The organism is Paenibacillus allorhizosphaerae (genome assembly GCF_042659105.1).
Lineage (GTDB): Bacteria > Bacillota > Bacilli > Paenibacillales > NBRC-103111 > Paenibacillus_G > Paenibacillus_G allorhizosphaerae.
Genome location: NZ_JBHSRV010000001.1, coordinates 657,336 through 673,748, shown reverse-complemented (window position 1 = coordinate 673,748; position 16,413 = coordinate 657,336). Strand labels below are relative to the sequence as shown.

The following is a 16,413-nucleotide window of genomic DNA, read 5'->3' as shown; positions in this document are numbered from 1 at the left end:
CATGATGCAAGCAGGAGGCCTTGCGGCAAGCAGCACCTTTCACATTCGTATGCGAAAGCATGCGTATGAGAAAGGTGCTTTTATTTTTTATACATTGAAAAAAGTTGAGGTAATTTAAACGTGGATGAAATGTAACATCGGACTTGCACTCTATGAAACGGCAAGTAAGGAAGCAGGCAAAAAGACCCATGAGAATATGTATTATTAGAACTATAAAATCGATACAAATGCGATCGTGGATCGATCTAAATTACTAATAAAATAGTTGACTTGATACATTATGTATCATAATATAGGGGTAAATGTATCTAATCTAACGATAAGGAGATGTGTCATGAAACGGATTTTGTGGTTAATGCTGACTTTCATACTATGTACAACGATATTCGCTTCGACAGTTTTTGCGAAAGATGATAAGGGTGGAAACAGCGGACAATCGGGCACGACGCTGTCGGCTGCAGTAACAGGGGAAGGGTTCCGAATTAAAAAGCAAGTACATGATTGGAACATTACGAAATCAGTTAATATTTCACGTCCAGTTATTGAACGTAATAAAACCTTCACTCTTTTATATACGCTTCAAGCCATCCGGTTCCTTGTGTCAACTAAGGAACAAGTCGGTGTACGCGGGACAGTTACTGTGACGAACGGCGGAGGAAAAGCAACCGAAAACTTAAAAATAGTATCGTCTTTGGAGAATATTTCCGGAACAACGGTTACAATCGTACCGACGGACCAACTACAACCAGGTCAAACTCAAATGTATCCGATAGAAATTTTACTAGCCGACGGCAATGCGTCTTCTTATAAGCTTAATACGCAAATCACCATCACGAACCACTCGGGGAGTCTGGGGACGCCGAAGGGTCCGAATCCGAAGCAGGGTGGAATTAACATTCCCATCAATGTTAAGGTGGAAACGGTAGACGCGACCGCAACAATTACCGATGTTGCCGTATGTCCGGCAGGGTTTACTTGTACTCCCAGCGACAATGGACCGTGGACATTGAATGATAGCGGCACAATTAGCTACTCAACGATGGTTACCAATATTTCGGCACCGTCTTCCAGATTATTCACGCTTACGAATACAGCAACCTTGACAGAAAGTACTTCGAATCAGCTAAGACCTGGAACTGCAAACTCGTTGATCTTTACGGGGTGCGGTTGTACTAAGCCATAAGATTTAAAGAAAAGAGAGGGATATTGATGGATCAATTAGAACATAAAATTACTAAGAAGAAGTACAAAAAACCTTCAATCCTAATGCACACGCATATCGTATTTGAAACCGCATTATCGAATTGTTGTCCGGCTTATGACGAAAACAATAATCTTATATACGTATGTCTAAATCCGGATGGCACATGGAGTCCGAAATAGGAACAAACGGGGAAAGCCTATACCCATCCCGCCCCACGCACAAACGTATGGGTTTGCACACAAAAGGACCTAGCGGAGATCTTTCCGCTAGGTTTTTCTTATAACATCAGAATGTATAAGTTTTCAGCGAAGCTGAACCATTCTGATGGTTCAAAAAAAACTGCTTTGACATACTCAGATAGGAGTTTTTGTTATAACCGATAAATTATCACGTCAACACGTTAATGTTGTATGATTATAGCGAAAAATCAAACATCCGAAGCTTGAGCCATCAAGCTTTTTTGGTCGTGAGCCGTGTAAACGGCCGGAGACGCTTGTCGAGCGTACGGATCAGGTCTTGTACAGCGTGCCGAGATGCGGTATATTTTTATACGAAATTTTTGTGCGTAATCGTATTTTAACAGGCAGGGAGCCGGCGAATTTATGACCGAGAAAGATCCGTTTGACCGGAGTTTTGATAGTTTCACCGAATTGGCGGACACGCTGTACGAAGTGCTCGGCTGTCCAGTAACGATCGAGAATGCTGCTCATCAGTTGATCGCATACAGCTCGCATAGCCCTCAGACGGATGCGGCGCGGATCGCTACGATCGTCGGCCGCCGCGTTCCGGAGAAAGTGATCAGCACATTGTGGGAGAGCGGGGTCATCAAGCAGTTGACGGAAAGCGACGATCCTGTTCGCATCAGCGCCGTGTCCGAAGTCGGGCTCGGCGACAGGGTGGCCGTCTCGATCCGGAATCATAACGACGTGCTCGGCTACATTTGGGCGTTGGAGGAACAAGGCGTGCACAACCCGCGCCTGTTTCCGCTGCTGAAGAAAGCGGCCGAAGCTTCAAGAACGCTGCTGCTGCAGCTGCAAATCCAGAAGCGCAAAGAAGAGGAGAGCCAGCAATCGTTTTTTTGGCAGCTGCTCACGAGCGGTCTTGCGTCGGGATGGCTGATCCGGCAAAAAGCGGAGCAGCTGCATATTGTGCTCCCGCCGCAGTATCGCGTCACCGTATTTCAATTCGAATCCGATGTGACCGGAAAAGCGTACCGTGAAATCCAGTATATGATCTCCGTGACGCAAAGCGTAAAAATTGTGTTTCATGCGCTGAACGGCAGGCATTTGGTACTGCTCGCGTCGACGTCCGACGCCGAACAAGCGTCAACCCGCTTTAACGCGTTCATCGAAACGTTCATTTCTCAGATGGAGGAGAGATTCAGCGTGTATCCGATCCGGGGCGCCTGCGGCAGCCGGCATCATGATTACACGATGGTCGAGAGCAGCTACCGCGAGGCGCTAGCGGTATTGAAGCTCAAACCGCGGTTTCGGCAGCTCCAGCATACGCATCTGTACGAGGAGTTGGGTTTTTACCGCTATTTGCCGGTAATGGCCGAGGTTACGCATGACGATACGTTCGAACAGCGGTGTCTGCATAGGCTGAGCACGTATGACCGGGAACACAACAATTGTCTGCTGGATACGCTGGACGTTTTTCTAAACAACGACAGCAACATTAAAGATACGGCCGACGCGCTTCATATTCATATCAACACGCTGAATTACAGACTGAAGCGCATAGCGGAAATCGGTGGCATCGATTTGAAAAATACAGATCACAAAGTCTCGCTCTACCTCGCTTTGAAAATGAAAAAACAGTCGGACGGGTAGCATTTCGTTAAAATCCACAAAGGAGTCGGCAACTTTTGTCATTTTTACACGAAGCGTTCCGTTTCCTCGCGTTCTATACTTTTGAAGTAAAGAACAAACGAGGGGGATACTTCCATGAGAATCGGATTGCCGAAGGAAATCAAAAACAACGAATATCGCGTCGCATTAACGCCGGCCGGCGCTGCGGCATTCGTGCGCAGCGGCCACGAAGTATGGGTGGAACAGGGAGCCGGAGCAGGGAGCAGCTTCCCTGACAATCAGTATGCGGCAGCCGGTGCGAAACTCGTTGAGAAAGCGGCCGACGTGTGGGCAAGCGCCGATATGATCATGAAAGTGAAGGAGCCGCTTCCTTCCGAATACGCGTACTTCCGCAAAGGACTTGTCTTGTTTACGTACTTGCATCTTGCGGCGGAGCCGGCGCTCGCTCGCGCGTTGACGGACAAGCAGGTGACCGCAATCGCTTATGAGACGGTGGAGTGGAACCGCACGCTCCCGCTGCTCGTACCGATGAGCGAGATTGCCGGCCGGATGTCGGCGCAGATCGGGGCGCAATTCCTCGAGAAGTCCCGAGGCGGCAAAGGACTGCTGCTCGGCGGCGTGCCCGGGGTCAGCCGCGGCAAAATTACCATCATCGGCGGAGGCGTCGTCGGCATCAACGCGGCCAAAATCGCGCTTGGGCTCGGCGCCGATGTCAGCATTATCGACGTGAACCCGGAACGGCTTCGTTATTTGGACGACATCTTCGGTTCCTCGATTCAAACGCTGATGTCCAATTCGTCGCAAATCGCGGAAGCCGTTGCGGGGTCCGACCTGGTCATCGGTGCGGTGCTCATTCCGGGCGCCAAAGCGCCGAAGCTGGTCACCGCGGACATGATTCAGGCCATGAGCCCGGGTTCGGTGATCGTAGACGTCGCCGTGGACCAAGGGGGCATCTTCGAAACGGTAGACCGGATCACGACGCATGACGATCCTGTGTTTGTGAAGCATGGGGTGCTTCATTATGCCGTCGCCAACATGCCAGGAGCGGTGCCGAGAACTTCGACGCTGGCGCTGACGAACGCAACGCTTCCTTACGGGCTGGAAATCGCCGGACGGGGCGTGACGGAAGCGATAAGGAGCAATGCGGCTTTGCGCACTGGGGTCAACGTGATGGGCGGAACGATAACGCATGCGACGGTAGCCAAAGATCTCGGATACGTCTTCGTCCCTGTCGATCAAGCGGGATAAGCGCTTAAGGCGAGGGTGAGAGACGGTATGCTGGAGAGCAGTTACAGAGACACATGGGCAGAAATATCGCTCGATGCGATATATCGCAACGTTACATTATTTAAGCGGAAACTTGAGCCTTCCTGCAAGCTGATGGCTGTCGTCAAGGCGGACGGCTACGGGCACGGCGCGGTGGAAGTGGCGCGGACGTCGATGGAGGCCGGAGCCGACTATTTGGGCGTTGCGTATGTGGACGAGGCGCTGCAGTTGAGGGCGGCCGGCATCGGCCATCCGATTCTTGTCCTCGGCTACACCCCGCCGCGCTCCGTTGAAGCCGCCGTTAAGCACGGCATTGCAATAACCGTCTGCTCGCAAGATGTGCTGGAGCAGGCAGTTGCTTCCGCGCAGCGTTGGAAACGGACGGCCGTCATCCATATCAAGATCGATACGGGGATGAGCAGACTTGGCGTAGGCACGTATGAGGAAGCGGCAACACTGATCCGCGAAGCGTCGCGTTCACCGGCGGTCGTGGTCGAAGGGTTGTTCACGCATTTTGCGGACGCGGATAACATTGCGGACGACGCTTACACCCGCAAGCAGTTCGGACAATTTACAGCCTTTGTCCGGGAGCTTCTCAGCGATGGCCTTGCCGTACCGCCGCTTCGTCATTGCTGCAACAGCGCGGCCGCGCTCCGGTTTCCGGACATGCATCTGGATATGGTCCGCATTGGTATCGGCCTGTACGGTTTGCCGCCGTACGATCAAGCGGATGAAGAAGCTGCTAATCCCTTGGAGCAGGCACTTCATCTGAAGAGCCGCATCATCGCGCTGCGAACGATTGCGCCGCGGCAGCCGGTCAGTTACGGCTGCACCTTCCGCTCGGAGCAGGAGCGATTGATCGCGACGATTCCGGTCGGATACGCCGACGGCTTGTCGCGGGCGCTGTCCAATCAAGGCCGCGTGTACGTTCGCGGAGCCTGCACGCCTATTGCAGGCACAATCTGCATGGATCAGACGATGCTAGACGTTACGGACGTCCCCGGCGTAGCCGAAGGGGATGAAGTGACGTTATTCGGCGGGTCGGGGCCGGCGTTCGTATCGCTCGGCCAGGTGGCGGCAACCATGCGAACGATTCATTATGAGGTAGCATGCTTGCTAGGCAAAAGAGTTCCGCGTCTGTATATGCGGCACGGGAAACCGGTTCGTGCCGCAAACGCGCTTTTATATACGGAAAGCTTGTCGATTTAAGCTTGTCTTTTGATCTAAGCGAGAGGAGCGTGCATGATTGCGAACGGAACAATTATCGGCGCATTTTGCCGACTATGTGAAGGAACAGCAGTACAGCGGCGTCATTGCCGTCGCCCGTGCCGGTGAAATCGTATTTCAGCAAGCCTACGGAACGGCCAATTACGAGCATCGGGTTCCGGTGCGCACGGATACCAAGTTTTACATTGCCTCGATCACCAAGCCGATGACGGCGATGGCCGTACTGATGCTGAAGGAAGCGGGCAAGCTGGAACTGAATCAAAGCGTTCGCGCCTGCCTGCCGGAAGTAACGCAAGTTGATGAGCGGATCACGCTTCACCAGTTGTTGACCCATACATCGGGTCTCCCGGATTTTGAGCTGTTGGGGGATTTTCAGGTGCAGAAGCAAAAGCTGCTTTACCGCGATCAGCACATTTTGGAGCTGGTCGAAGGGCTGCCTCTTGACTTTGAACCGGGTACCGGCTGGAAATATTGCAACACCGGCTACAATCTGCTCGGCATGGTCATCGAGCGGACGTCCGGCACAAGCTACAGCGACTTTCTTCGAGCACGGATATTGGAACCGCTCGGGATGAACGATACGGGGTTCGGGAAGGCGCAAACCATCGTCGCCGGCCTGGCATCGGGGTATACCCAGTCCGAGGGAACGGACGGGCGCCTCGTCAAAGCGACCTACTTTGAAATCGAAAATTTCAAAGCTTCGGGCCACATGTATTCGACGGCGGCGGATTTGCTGCGCTGGGAGGAGGCGCTGCGCACGACGCGGCTGGTGAGTGCGGACACGCTTGCGCTCATCTTCTCGCCGCATGCGCCGGCTAGCCCGGGCCGTCATTACGGCTACGGCTGGTCGATCTACGGGAACAGCTTCGGGCACGGCGGCTGGCTGCCGGGATATTGGTGCAAATTCAGACAGTATCCTGCCGAGCGACTGACCGTCGTTATGCTCAGCAACCATGATCATACGAAAGAAAACGACATACTCGACCGGACGTTCCGTCTTTGTTGCGACAGTAAGGATTAAGCGAAAACTTGCGGTTTATTGAAATATTACATCTTTTCAGCGTTAACTGGAATGGCGATCTCCAGGCTTATACGCACAAATATGTAACTTCATCGAAAAGCTTCGATTCAGAAGCTTTTTTTTGTTTTTGTCACTTTGCATCGGAAAACGGTTACACCTATTGGATTGTATGGTAATATATTACTCGAATGAACAAATGGTATAAAATGAGCGAATGTTCATAATGAAATTCCGCACATCAAAGATCGACCCGATATATGGTTTAACCAAGTTACGATAGCCTGAAGCGGGGACGCTTTGGGAATGTCCGACCGGGGGGGAGATGCGAAAAAAACGACCGCGCTGTGCGGATTGTACGTTCATCCGGGTTTGCCCCGTCATGCGAGAAGCAAGGGGTATGGTATGGTTGGAAATCGAAACGATCATGGGGAGGAACCATATGAACAACAATTAAAACCAATGGCATGGCTGCCTAGCCTCGTCATGTTGTAATTGGCCGGGTGTGCACCTGCAAAGCAGGAAGAAGTAACCCAAGCTGCGGATTTCGATCAAACGGTATCTACGCAACCGGTCACGTTAAAGCTGCTTGTCAATGCGGTAAGACTGTCGGATCTCGAGTTTCAAACGATTTTTTATGAACCGGTGAAAAAGAAATATCCGCACATTACACTTGAGAAGGTTACGGGGAAATTGGATCAGCTCATCGTTTCCGGCAATGTTCCCGATTTGATCGTATCCGATAACGATTGGCATATGCGGCTGCAGGACGCGGATCTTCCGATGGATTTAACCGATTTGGTCTCCAAATCAAAACTCGACCTGCGCAAGTTCGTACCGGAGACGATTCAAGCGGTGCGTAATCTCGATCCGAAAGGGAAGGAGCTGCAAGGGATTCCGTACAGCTTGAATGCAGGAGCGTTATTTTACAACAAAGACCTTTTCGGCAAGTTCGGCGTTCCTTATCCGAAGGACGATTTGCTATGGAGCGATGTGCTCGAACTGTCCCGCAAGCTGACCCGAATGCAGGACGGCGTGCAATATATCGGTTGGGACCCACGATATCCCGATGTGTATGTAAGCCCATACACGCAGCCATTTGTAGATCCGAAGACGAATAAAGCACTCGTTGACATACCGCTTTACAGGAAGACGCTCGAATTGTTCCAGAAAGTGTACGAGCAGCCGGGTTTTGTATCGGGGAAGACGTACGCGTACGGTCCGGAAGGATTTATTGGAGAGAAAAGAGTGGCGATGATGGCGGATTGGGCGTCCAAACTGATCAGCGACTTCCTTCAAGCGGAAAAGGATGGCGTGGCTTCGAATTGGGATATGGTCACGATACCGAATTTCGAAGATAAAGCCGGAAAAGGACGTCACACGTTGACCGATATTTTGCTCATTACGAAAAACAGCCCTTATAAAGAACAAGCAATGCAGGTGATCCAGCTTGTAACGTCCCGAGAACAGCAAATGGCGATGAGCAGAAGCTCGAGGGTCACCGTGCTAAACGACCCGGAGGTTATCAAGGCATTCGGCACGGATAACCCGTCGCTCAAAAGCAAAAATACGGCAAGCATCTTCAAATACAAATCTTCTCCGGTTGCGCAGCCGAACCGCTACGATAAAGAAGTGCAAAATCTGATTCGCGCCATGCGCAAGGAAATGGCCATCAATAAAAAGGACATTAACACGGTTCTCAGGGAAACGCAGGAGGCCGCCGACAAAAAAATCGCCGAATTGATGAAGCAATAACGCGCCACGGCCCATGACCATGCCCGGTTAAGACAGAAGACTGCAGCGGAACACATTCCGAAGCAGTCTTCTTTGTTATTGTATGAGAACGCAAGGGATGAGGCCAACGTCACTTTCCCTCTGTTCGTTTAAGGAGGCTGGCCGTGTATAACTCCAGCCGCTCCTCCATCAGCCTGTCCGTCAGTCCGGTCACGCCGAATGCCGTCCAGCCTTCATCGACGGTGGGCGGTCCGAACAGCGTATCCACCACGGAGAGCAGATCCCAATACGGATCGTAGCGGAATGCCGGCCCGGCGTACCGCTCATACGCGGACAGGAATGCGTCGGCTGCTTCTATGCCAAACAGCTTCGCCAAATCGACCCGGCAATGGCCAATGTCGATCCCGGCCGGTCCTTGGCAAGCGTTCACCCAATCGACGACGCCGCTGACGGCACCGCCGCTCCACAGCACATTCGCCGGATGGTAATCGCGGTGAATGAAGCAAGGCTTCGTTTCGGGACGAGGCCCTCTCACGATTTCGAAGACGGCGCCCCACATCTCGGGTGCGTTCGACCATGCCGGGATTTCCAACGAGTCCAGGTCGATGTACGTGAAATAGTTCCAACTGAAGCGGTCTGCTTCCACCGCATGAATGTTCACGAGCGTTTGCGCCAATCCGTCCAGCCACGGTTCCATCCGCTGAGGGTTAAGGTCCACCGATCCTTCTAGCAATGTCATCAGTACGGCCGGTATGCCGCACTCGCTTCCCGATATGTCATAAGCGACGATTTGCGGCGTGTTCAGGCAGGTCTTGGCCGCCCAACGGAGACTTTCCGCCTCGTGCCAAGCCGCATCCGGCTCTTCCTGCAGCCATTCCTCGTTATCGAGCTGACGCAGCACGTAATCGGTTACCTTGTCATTGAATTGCAGCGAGATGCAGTGGATGGTCGACGAGGTTCCGCCATGCAATTGACGAATCGACACAACGGCGGCATGTGGATTTACGGACCGGACAACCCATTGCAGGAGCCGGTCGGGGAGTTCGTTTTCAATCATGAGGTATGTATTCCATTCCTTTCCATATAAACTATTTGTCGCGCGCCGACAGCTGCATCTCCCGAATGTTGCTGCGGAATACCGCCGGGGTGACGCCGTACTTTTCCTTGAACGCCTTATGAAAAAACGTATAGCTCCGGAAACCGCAGCTGTCGGATATTTGCCCGAGCGTCATGTTCGTATAGTTCATCCGGTCCACCGCTCCCGTGAGGCGTATATCCATCGCATACTGGATCATTGTTTTTCCGTAGCTTTCCTTGAACAAGTGGGCGGCCCGGGAAACGCTAAGACCGACGTATTTGGCCACTTCTTCGACCGTGAACGTTTCGATCGCATGCGCTTCGACGTAACGCTTCATGCGTGCAGCCATGTAAGGCTTATGGTATGCAGGACTCGTCTCGGAGATGATCCGTTCCAGGTACAAGCATAGCGCACGCATCAGATGGGAGATCAGCTCGAAATTATCTTCCTTGATTCGGCATTTTTCCAAAATAATTTGCTTCCACAAGGACAATATCGCATCATTCGGCTCGATCTTCACGCGCCACGGCTTCTCGGTGCCGTTCCACCACGCATCCAGCCATTCTCCCTGCGCGAACATATAATAGTCCCCGCTGATGATTCGCGGAGTCTCCTCCAAAGCCGTGTTTGCCGCTTCCTCTTCAATCCGCAGCTCGTATACGGTACCGGGCCGAAGCAGCAGCAAATCGCCGGGCACCAGTTTGTATTCGCGGCCTTCCACGATCACGGTGCAAGTTCCTTCCGTCTGCAGCCGAATCAAGTAACTGCTCAGACCCGGGTCGGCGTGAGACTGGTAGAATCGTTTCGTATGAAAGGTGCAGCCGCAGAGCAGCACTTCCGGTTTCATGCAATCACCCTAAATTAATAGCAGAATAGTTGATATATTTTATACTATCGATTATTTACCGGCAACGCAACGTTCATTTAGAATGAACCTAAGCTTGAAACGCATTACAGTATCACGAATGCAGCTAAATGAACACGAACATGGGGGAATCAAAGATGAAATCGGTCCAAAAAACATTAGGGATGTCGCTTGCGTTAGTCATGCTCGGCGCATCGCTTGCCGGGTGCGGCAGCACCGCAGAAAAGCCGAAGGAAGAAGCCGCCGCTCCTGCGGCGAGCGACCCGGCTTCCGATAAGCCGGTGGTTACCGAGCCGATCACTTTAACGTTTTATCGTTTTTACGCCGGTCTTAGCGACAAGGAGTACGATCAATATTTTGTGCAGCCGCTGCAAAAGAAATATCCGAACGTCACGCTCAAGTTCATTTACAGCGGACTGACCGGCCCGTTGTCGGCGGAGAATATTCTCGTCTCCGGCGAAAATCCGGACCTGATCTATACGAGCAACTATTCGCTGCCGATCTTTAAACAATTGAAAATGCAGGAAAATTTAACGCCGATGATCCAGAAAACGAAGTTCGATATGAAGCGTTTCGACCCGGCGATTCTGGAAGCGTTAAGCAAATACAGCGATGACGGCAACACATACGCCGTTCCGTTTTCCCTGAACTTTGCGCCTCTGTTTTACAACAAAGATATATTCGATAAGTTCGGCGTGCCGTATCCGAAAGATCAATCCACTTGGGACGACATCATCGCCTTGCAGAAACAGCTAGTACGTATGGATAACGGCGTTCAATTCCGCGGCATCATCTCTCCGGTTGCCAAGCAGTTCGGCGATCAATTGGCGCTCGCTTATGCCGATAACAAGACGAAGAAAGCGACGCTGCAAACCGAACAGTGGAAAAAAGCGCTTGGGGTCCTCAAGCAGTTATATGAGGTTCCGGGCGCGACGGAAACGGCCGACAAGCTTCCGACGGACACCAAAACGTTTTTCCAGGACCAAACGACGGCGATGTATACGAACTGGGCGGACTCGGCCTTGGGGACGCTTACGGATTTGGCGGATAAGGGCAAGCCGATGAACTGGGACATGACGACGTATCCGAGCTTCGCGGATGCGCCCGGGATCGGTCGCCGGGTCGATTTCCATCTGATGATGGTATCCCCGACGAGCAAGCATAAGGAACTGGTGTTTGACATCATCCGCTACCTCACTTCGGAAGAGCTTCAGCTGAATATGACGAAAAACGCCAGAATGACCGCATTGAACAATGAAGTCATGAAAAAGCAGTTCGGCGAAAATCTTTCCGTCATGAAAGGCAAAAATTTGACGGCTGCGCTCAAATCGAAAATGGCGGGCATCACGCCGTCCGATTATGACGTGCCGGTATCCAACATCGTCAACAAAGCGGGATCGAGCGTCGCGCTGAACAAGAAAGACGTCAACACCGCTCTTCGGGATGCGCAAGAGGAAGCCGATAAGGCGATTGCGTCGGAAGCGATTAAATAGCAACAGCTTCAGTTGCAGGAGGTTATCACCTAATGATAAAACGAGGAATATTTTTAACCGTCGTGCTCGGCATTACAGCCGTAACCGGCTGTACGAATGAAAAGCCGGCTTCGACCGGCGCGAATCCGGTTCGGGTCATGACCTTCAATCTGCGAACGGCTGCAGCCAAAGACACGCATCCGTGGGAGAAGCGTTGGGCCGTCGCCAAAGCGCTGGTGAACAAAGAAAAACCGGATATTATCGGCACGCAGGAGGGACTCCATAACCAACTGACCGATCTGGAGGTCGGTTTGCCCGATTACAAATGGATCGGCGCAGGTCGCGACGGAGGCAACCAAGGGGAATTTATGGCGATCTTCTATAACAAAACGCGCTTCAAACCGTTGAAGCAAAACCATTTTTGGCTGTCGGATACGCCGGATGTGCCCGGCTCCAAAAGCTGGGGCAACAACTACGTGCGGATGGTGACGTGGGTGCTGTTCGAGGACTTGACGAATCAATCGAAGTTTTACGCGGTGAATACGCATCTCGATCACCAGTCCGAAACGGCGCGTCAGCGAAGCGCGGAGCTGATCGTGAAGACAATGGAAACATTCGAGCCGAACGTACCGGTATTTTTGACCGGTGATTTCAACGCACCCGTAGGCAGCGCGCCGTACAAATACTTCACGGTGAACGGGAAAATGAAAGATGCCGTCCTGGAAGCAAGCGAGCGGGTGAATCATGCGACAGGCACGTTCCACAATTACAAAGGCGGCGGCACGGATACGATCGACTGGATTTTGTATCGCGGCGACGTATCGGTCAAACGCAGCGAGAAGGTTACCTTTCAACTGAACGGAGAATATCCGAGCGACCATTATCCGGTTATGACCGATATCGTGCTGAATAAAACGGCTGTGAATGTGAAATAATTGGATCAACATCGCCTGCCAGGGCAAGGTCGAGGGATGGTTACATAAGCGGAATTGAATAATAGTGACACCCCATGGTGAGGATGCGACATAGTGCGTCCGATTCGTGGGGTGTTCTCGTTCGGGCCGCAACCTTACGACCGATCCGTGCGTCTTACTTTTTATAAAAATGCTCTGTCTCGGGGAGGCGCTCCATCCGAATGAAAAAGCTGGCGTTTACCACCGCGGCCCTAATGGCCGTTATATCCGTTTCCTCCGTTGTCCCGGCAAACGCTGCGGCGAAAGAAGTGACGGTGCGTCTGCCCGCACCGCCGATCGTGTATAAAGACATCGTCTACGTGCCGATGACATGGAATAACGGGGTTCGTTTGAACCTCAGCGTTGAATGGAACGAAGAAGAAGGTCTCTCCATTTCGCGCGGACTAAAAGGAGCTTACGTTCCGACCTACGAACCGCCTGCTCCCGAATCGAATGACATGAACCGCAATTACAAGGCGACCGTCGCTGATTATCCGATTATGGTCAACGGACATACCATCGTTAATGCGAACGAACCGTATCCGATATTATCGTTTCGCGATATTACGTATTTTCCGCTGACATGGCGGTTTGCCCATGATGAATTCGATTGGACGACGGACTGGAATCCTGAAGACGGGTTCGGCTTAATCGCAGGTGGCCACGGCAACCTCATGAGCCGCATTTCGTTGGACGACGATAATGCTCTGTACATTGGCACCAACATTTACGGAACGCTGCGGATCAATAAATCGCTGCAGGGACGTTGGAATCGTTCAAGGGAAATAATGAAGCGATGGAGGATGCAGTAAAAAACAACAAAATGATGCAGGATATTCGATTCACGCCTGACATCGGCGTCCAGTCGAATCAGACCCGGCTCGACGGAAACCGCGTCATGCTGGATCAATTGGAATTGCTGTCCGTACAGCCCGCCTTGGATCGGTTGAATCAGGAAGGTTATAACTTGACGATCAAAAACGTATTTCTTGAAGATACGGTCCTTCCCCTTGGCACTGACGACTCCATGCGGCTCGTCAGCGTGTCCGCCGGTTTGCCGAACAGTACCGCTCTGTATCTTGTGAAGGGCACGCAAGCGACAAAGCGGGATGATTATGAGATGTACCGGAAAAAGGATAACCCTGACGGGTCGTATTGGGTGACGAGCGCACAAAAGTACAGCGAAGCGCATCACTATCATTGGACCGAAAAGCATCTTCTTCACATCAATAAGGACGGCAACACTCAGCTGATGAATGAACGACTAGGCGCGAAAGCGCTGCAAGTGTTATCCACACCTGACGACGGTTCGGTGATCGTGCTCGCTTCGCAGGAAGATTCTGCCGCAGACGATATCGCCCGCGATATATACCGGATCGGGCCGGACGGGACGGTTACAAAGCAGTACGGCTCCGTAAAGGGCAACGTGTATGCGGACGGCACTGGCGAAGTGTACATGCTTAACACGGCGGATAACCGGATTACGAAGCTTGGCAGCGGCGAAAGCGTCCGGCTTACCGAGAAAATGATCTTTCTCGCATCAAGAGGCAAGCCGCAGCAGTTGGAAGCAAGCCATGACCATGAGAGCCCTGAATAGGGGCTCTCATTGCTTTTGCGCAGCGTTCGTGCCATAATAGCTTTTGTTTCGTTGTTTCGGATGATCGAATAGATAACCATTATTGGGGGCCGTGTAACCTGTGGAACGATATCCTTTTGCCTTTGATCATTCTTATCCTTATGTACGTCAAGCGGGTGAGTGGATAGCGGATCAACTGTACGACGTATTGCCGGAACACGGCTTTGAGGTTCGCGACGAACAAATATATATGGCATTTCAATTGGAACGGGCGTTTGCGGACAAGCAGACGATTTTCGCCGAAGCGGGGGTCGGGACGGGCAAGACGCTCGTTTATTTGCTGTATGCGATTTGCTACGCCCGTTACCATCGCAAACCTGTCATTATCGCCTGTGCGGACGAATCTTTGATCGAGCAGCTCGTCAAGCCGGAGGGGGATATCGCCAAGCTGCAGCGCCATTTGGGATTGTCCGTCGATGCGAGGCTGGCCAAATCCCCGGATCAATACGTATGCCTCAATAAGCTGGACGAAGCAAGACTCGGGCACGAAGAAGCGGAGCTGTACAAACAAGTGCATATTGAGCTGCCCGAGTTCGTTCATGCCCGCGACGGATTGCAGTCGTTTTACGCGTACGGCGATCGGAAGCAGTATCCGCACATGAACGATACGCAGTGGAGTCGAATGAGCTGGGACGTCTTCCAGGATTGCTTCGCATGCGACAAGCGGCATCGATGCGGTCAGACGCTATCCCGGGACGACTATCGTAAAGCGGCCGATCTTATCATTTGCTCCCATGATTTCTACATGGAGCATGTATGGACATATGAAAGCCGCAAGCGGAAAGGGCAGCTGCCGATGCTGCCGGACCACTGCGCCGTCGTGTTCGATGAAGGACATTTGCTGGAATCCGCTGCCCAGAAGGCGCTCACCTATAAACTGAAGCATGTCGTGTTCGAGGAATTGATTACCCGGCTGCTAAAAGGAGAAATACGCGAATCGCTAGCGTATCTGATCGAGGATGCGATCGCGCAAAGCGAAACGTTGTTCGATTTGCTGGAAAGCCGGAGCGAGGCGATTCCCGGCTCAGACCGGAAGCGGATTGTATTGGAGGAAGAGCTACTCGAGGAGATCCGCAAGTTCAGGGACGTGCTTACGGTGATCGAAGACGAGCTTGTATTTGAGAGTGAACTGTTCACCATCAACGAGTACCAGCTGCGCATCGTCGAGGAGCATCTTGAGATGATGCAGAAGGCGCTGAAATTGTTCGATCAGCCCGAGAAGCTGATCTGTTGGGCGTCGGAGAGCGTGAACGGCTTGTCGCTGGTCATTATGCCGCGAACGGTGCAGGAAGTGATGCGGGAGCGGGTGTTATCCTCGGCGATGCCGATTATTTTCTCGTCCGCGACGCTTTCCGTAAACGGATCGTTCGACTATGTTGCCGACAGCCTCGGCATTTCCGATTATTTGTCGTTCAGTGTGGATTCCCCGTATGAATACGAGCGCCAAATGAAGGTCGTCGCCCCCAAATGGACATATAGGGCTACCTTCTCCGAGAAGATGAAAACGGCAGCCTGCTTGCTGCAGCGTTCGGAAGGAAGAGCGCTGATCCTGTTCCCGAGCAAGGAAGAACTGCTTGGATTCAAACGGGAAATTGCCTATTACTCCGAATGCGCGGTGATGCGCTTTTTGTTCGAGGGCGATAAGGAAATCAGTCATTTGATCGCTTCGTTCCAGCACGACGAGCCAAGTATCTTATGTGCGGTTACGTTGTGGGAAGGGCTGGACGTACCGGGCCCGTCGCTGTCGAACGTCATCATCTGGTCCTTGCCGTTTCCGCCTCGGCAGGACCCCGTCTTTATGGTGAAGCGGCAGTCGTCGGCCTCGCCGTACGAAGAAGTGGATTTGCCATATATGCTGCTGCGGCTCAGACAAGGGTTAGGACGATTGATCCGTTCCCGCAACGACTGGGGGACGGCTGCGATTTTGAGCGAGGATCTTCACGAGCAGCCGCAGCTGCGCGAGCATATTGAGAACCTGCTGCCGGAAGGCGTCGCGCTTTTGGAGCAGTGAGGGATAAAGCATAGCCGAACATCGAGGATGACGGCTGTGCTTTTTTTTATTTACAACATTTTCATATGCCGCAAAAAGGAAAAATCGCCGGAGGAATGGAATCATTTTTTAAGATCTCATCAGCATAGCTACCCGAAT

13 protein-coding genes are annotated in these 16,413 nt (G+C 52.2%); 11 read left to right on the top strand and 2 right to left on the bottom strand.

The annotated features are described in order from the left end of the window. The first annotated feature begins 334 nt into the window (after positions 1-334). The 6 genes from ACFQI7_RS02845 (at position 335) to ACFQI7_RS02820 (ending at position 8,281) form a co-directional block, all read left to right on the top strand. Positions 335-1,183: a hypothetical protein gene (locus tag ACFQI7_RS02845; protein ID WP_218096887.1), complete on the top strand. Its 849-nt coding sequence runs from the start codon at positions 335-337 to the stop codon at positions 1,181-1,183. A 623-nt stretch (positions 1,184-1,806) separates the two neighbouring features. Next, the gene (locus tag ACFQI7_RS02840; RefSeq protein WP_218096886.1) at positions 1,807-3,036 is read left to right on the top strand and encodes a PucR family transcriptional regulator; all 1,230 of its coding nucleotides are present in this window, start codon (positions 1,807-1,809) and stop codon (positions 3,034-3,036) included. 114 nt (positions 3,037-3,150) lie between these two features. Continuing rightward, on the top strand, positions 3,151-4,263 hold the full coding sequence (gene ald / locus ACFQI7_RS02835) for an alanine dehydrogenase (protein ID WP_218096885.1): 1,113 nt from the start codon (positions 3,151-3,153) through the stop codon (positions 4,261-4,263). A gap of 27 nt (positions 4,264-4,290) precedes the next feature. Then, positions 4,291-5,490: an alanine racemase gene (gene alr / locus ACFQI7_RS02830; protein ID WP_218096884.1), complete on the top strand. Its 1,200-nt coding sequence runs from the start codon at positions 4,291-4,293 to the stop codon at positions 5,488-5,490. 37 nt (positions 5,491-5,527) lie between these two features. Beyond that, positions 5,528-6,529: a serine hydrolase domain-containing protein gene (locus tag ACFQI7_RS02825; RefSeq protein ID WP_218096883.1), complete on the top strand. Its 1,002-nt coding sequence runs from the start codon at positions 5,528-5,530 to the stop codon at positions 6,527-6,529. A gap of 492 nt (positions 6,530-7,021) precedes the next feature. Next, positions 7,022-8,281, top strand: coding sequence for an ABC transporter substrate-binding protein (locus ACFQI7_RS02820; protein WP_218096882.1), 1,260 nt, complete (start codon positions 7,022-7,024; stop codon positions 8,279-8,281). A 109-nt stretch (positions 8,282-8,390) separates the two neighbouring features. Here ACFQI7_RS02820 and ACFQI7_RS02815 read toward each other — a convergent pair whose 3' ends face one another. Beyond that, the gene (locus ACFQI7_RS02815) at positions 8,391-9,317 is read right to left on the bottom strand and encodes a phosphotransferase family protein (protein WP_230414598.1); all 927 of its coding nucleotides are present in this window, start codon (positions 9,315-9,317) and stop codon (positions 8,391-8,393) included. Between the two features lie 31 nt (positions 9,318-9,348). After that, a complete protein-coding gene (locus ACFQI7_RS02810; protein ID WP_218096881.1) occupies positions 9,349-10,185 on the bottom strand; it encodes an AraC family transcriptional regulator in 837 nt (278 codons plus the stop codon). A gap of 155 nt (positions 10,186-10,340) precedes the next feature. On the opposite strand from ACFQI7_RS02810, the gene ACFQI7_RS02805 reads away from it, so the two are divergent. From ACFQI7_RS02805 to ACFQI7_RS02785, 5 genes are all read left to right on the top strand, one after another. Continuing rightward, positions 10,341-11,696 (top strand): ABC transporter substrate-binding protein, encoded by a 1,356-nt coding sequence (locus ACFQI7_RS02805; RefSeq protein WP_218096880.1) that lies wholly within the window; start codon positions 10,341-10,343, stop codon positions 11,694-11,696. A 32-nt stretch (positions 11,697-11,728) separates the two neighbouring features. Then, positions 11,729-12,610 carry an endonuclease/exonuclease/phosphatase family protein gene (locus ACFQI7_RS02800; RefSeq protein WP_218096879.1) on the top strand — a complete coding sequence of 294 codons (882 nt, stop codon included), beginning with the start codon at positions 11,729-11,731 and terminating at the stop codon, positions 12,608-12,610. A 200-nt stretch (positions 12,611-12,810) separates the two neighbouring features. Continuing rightward, entirely contained in the window at positions 12,811-13,440 is a 630-nt protein-coding gene (locus ACFQI7_RS02795) for a hypothetical protein (RefSeq protein WP_218096878.1), read from the top strand. Continuing rightward, a complete protein-coding gene (locus ACFQI7_RS02790) occupies positions 13,425-14,225 on the top strand; it encodes a hypothetical protein (protein ID WP_218096877.1) in 801 nt (266 codons plus the stop codon). Before ACFQI7_RS02795 ends, ACFQI7_RS02790 begins: the two co-directional genes overlap by 16 nt. Positions 14,226-14,325: 100 nt before the next feature. Beyond that, positions 14,326-16,275: an ATP-dependent DNA helicase gene (locus ACFQI7_RS02785; protein ID WP_218096876.1), complete on the top strand. Its 1,950-nt coding sequence runs from the start codon at positions 14,326-14,328 to the stop codon at positions 16,273-16,275. Positions 16,276-16,413 lie beyond the last annotated feature (138 nt).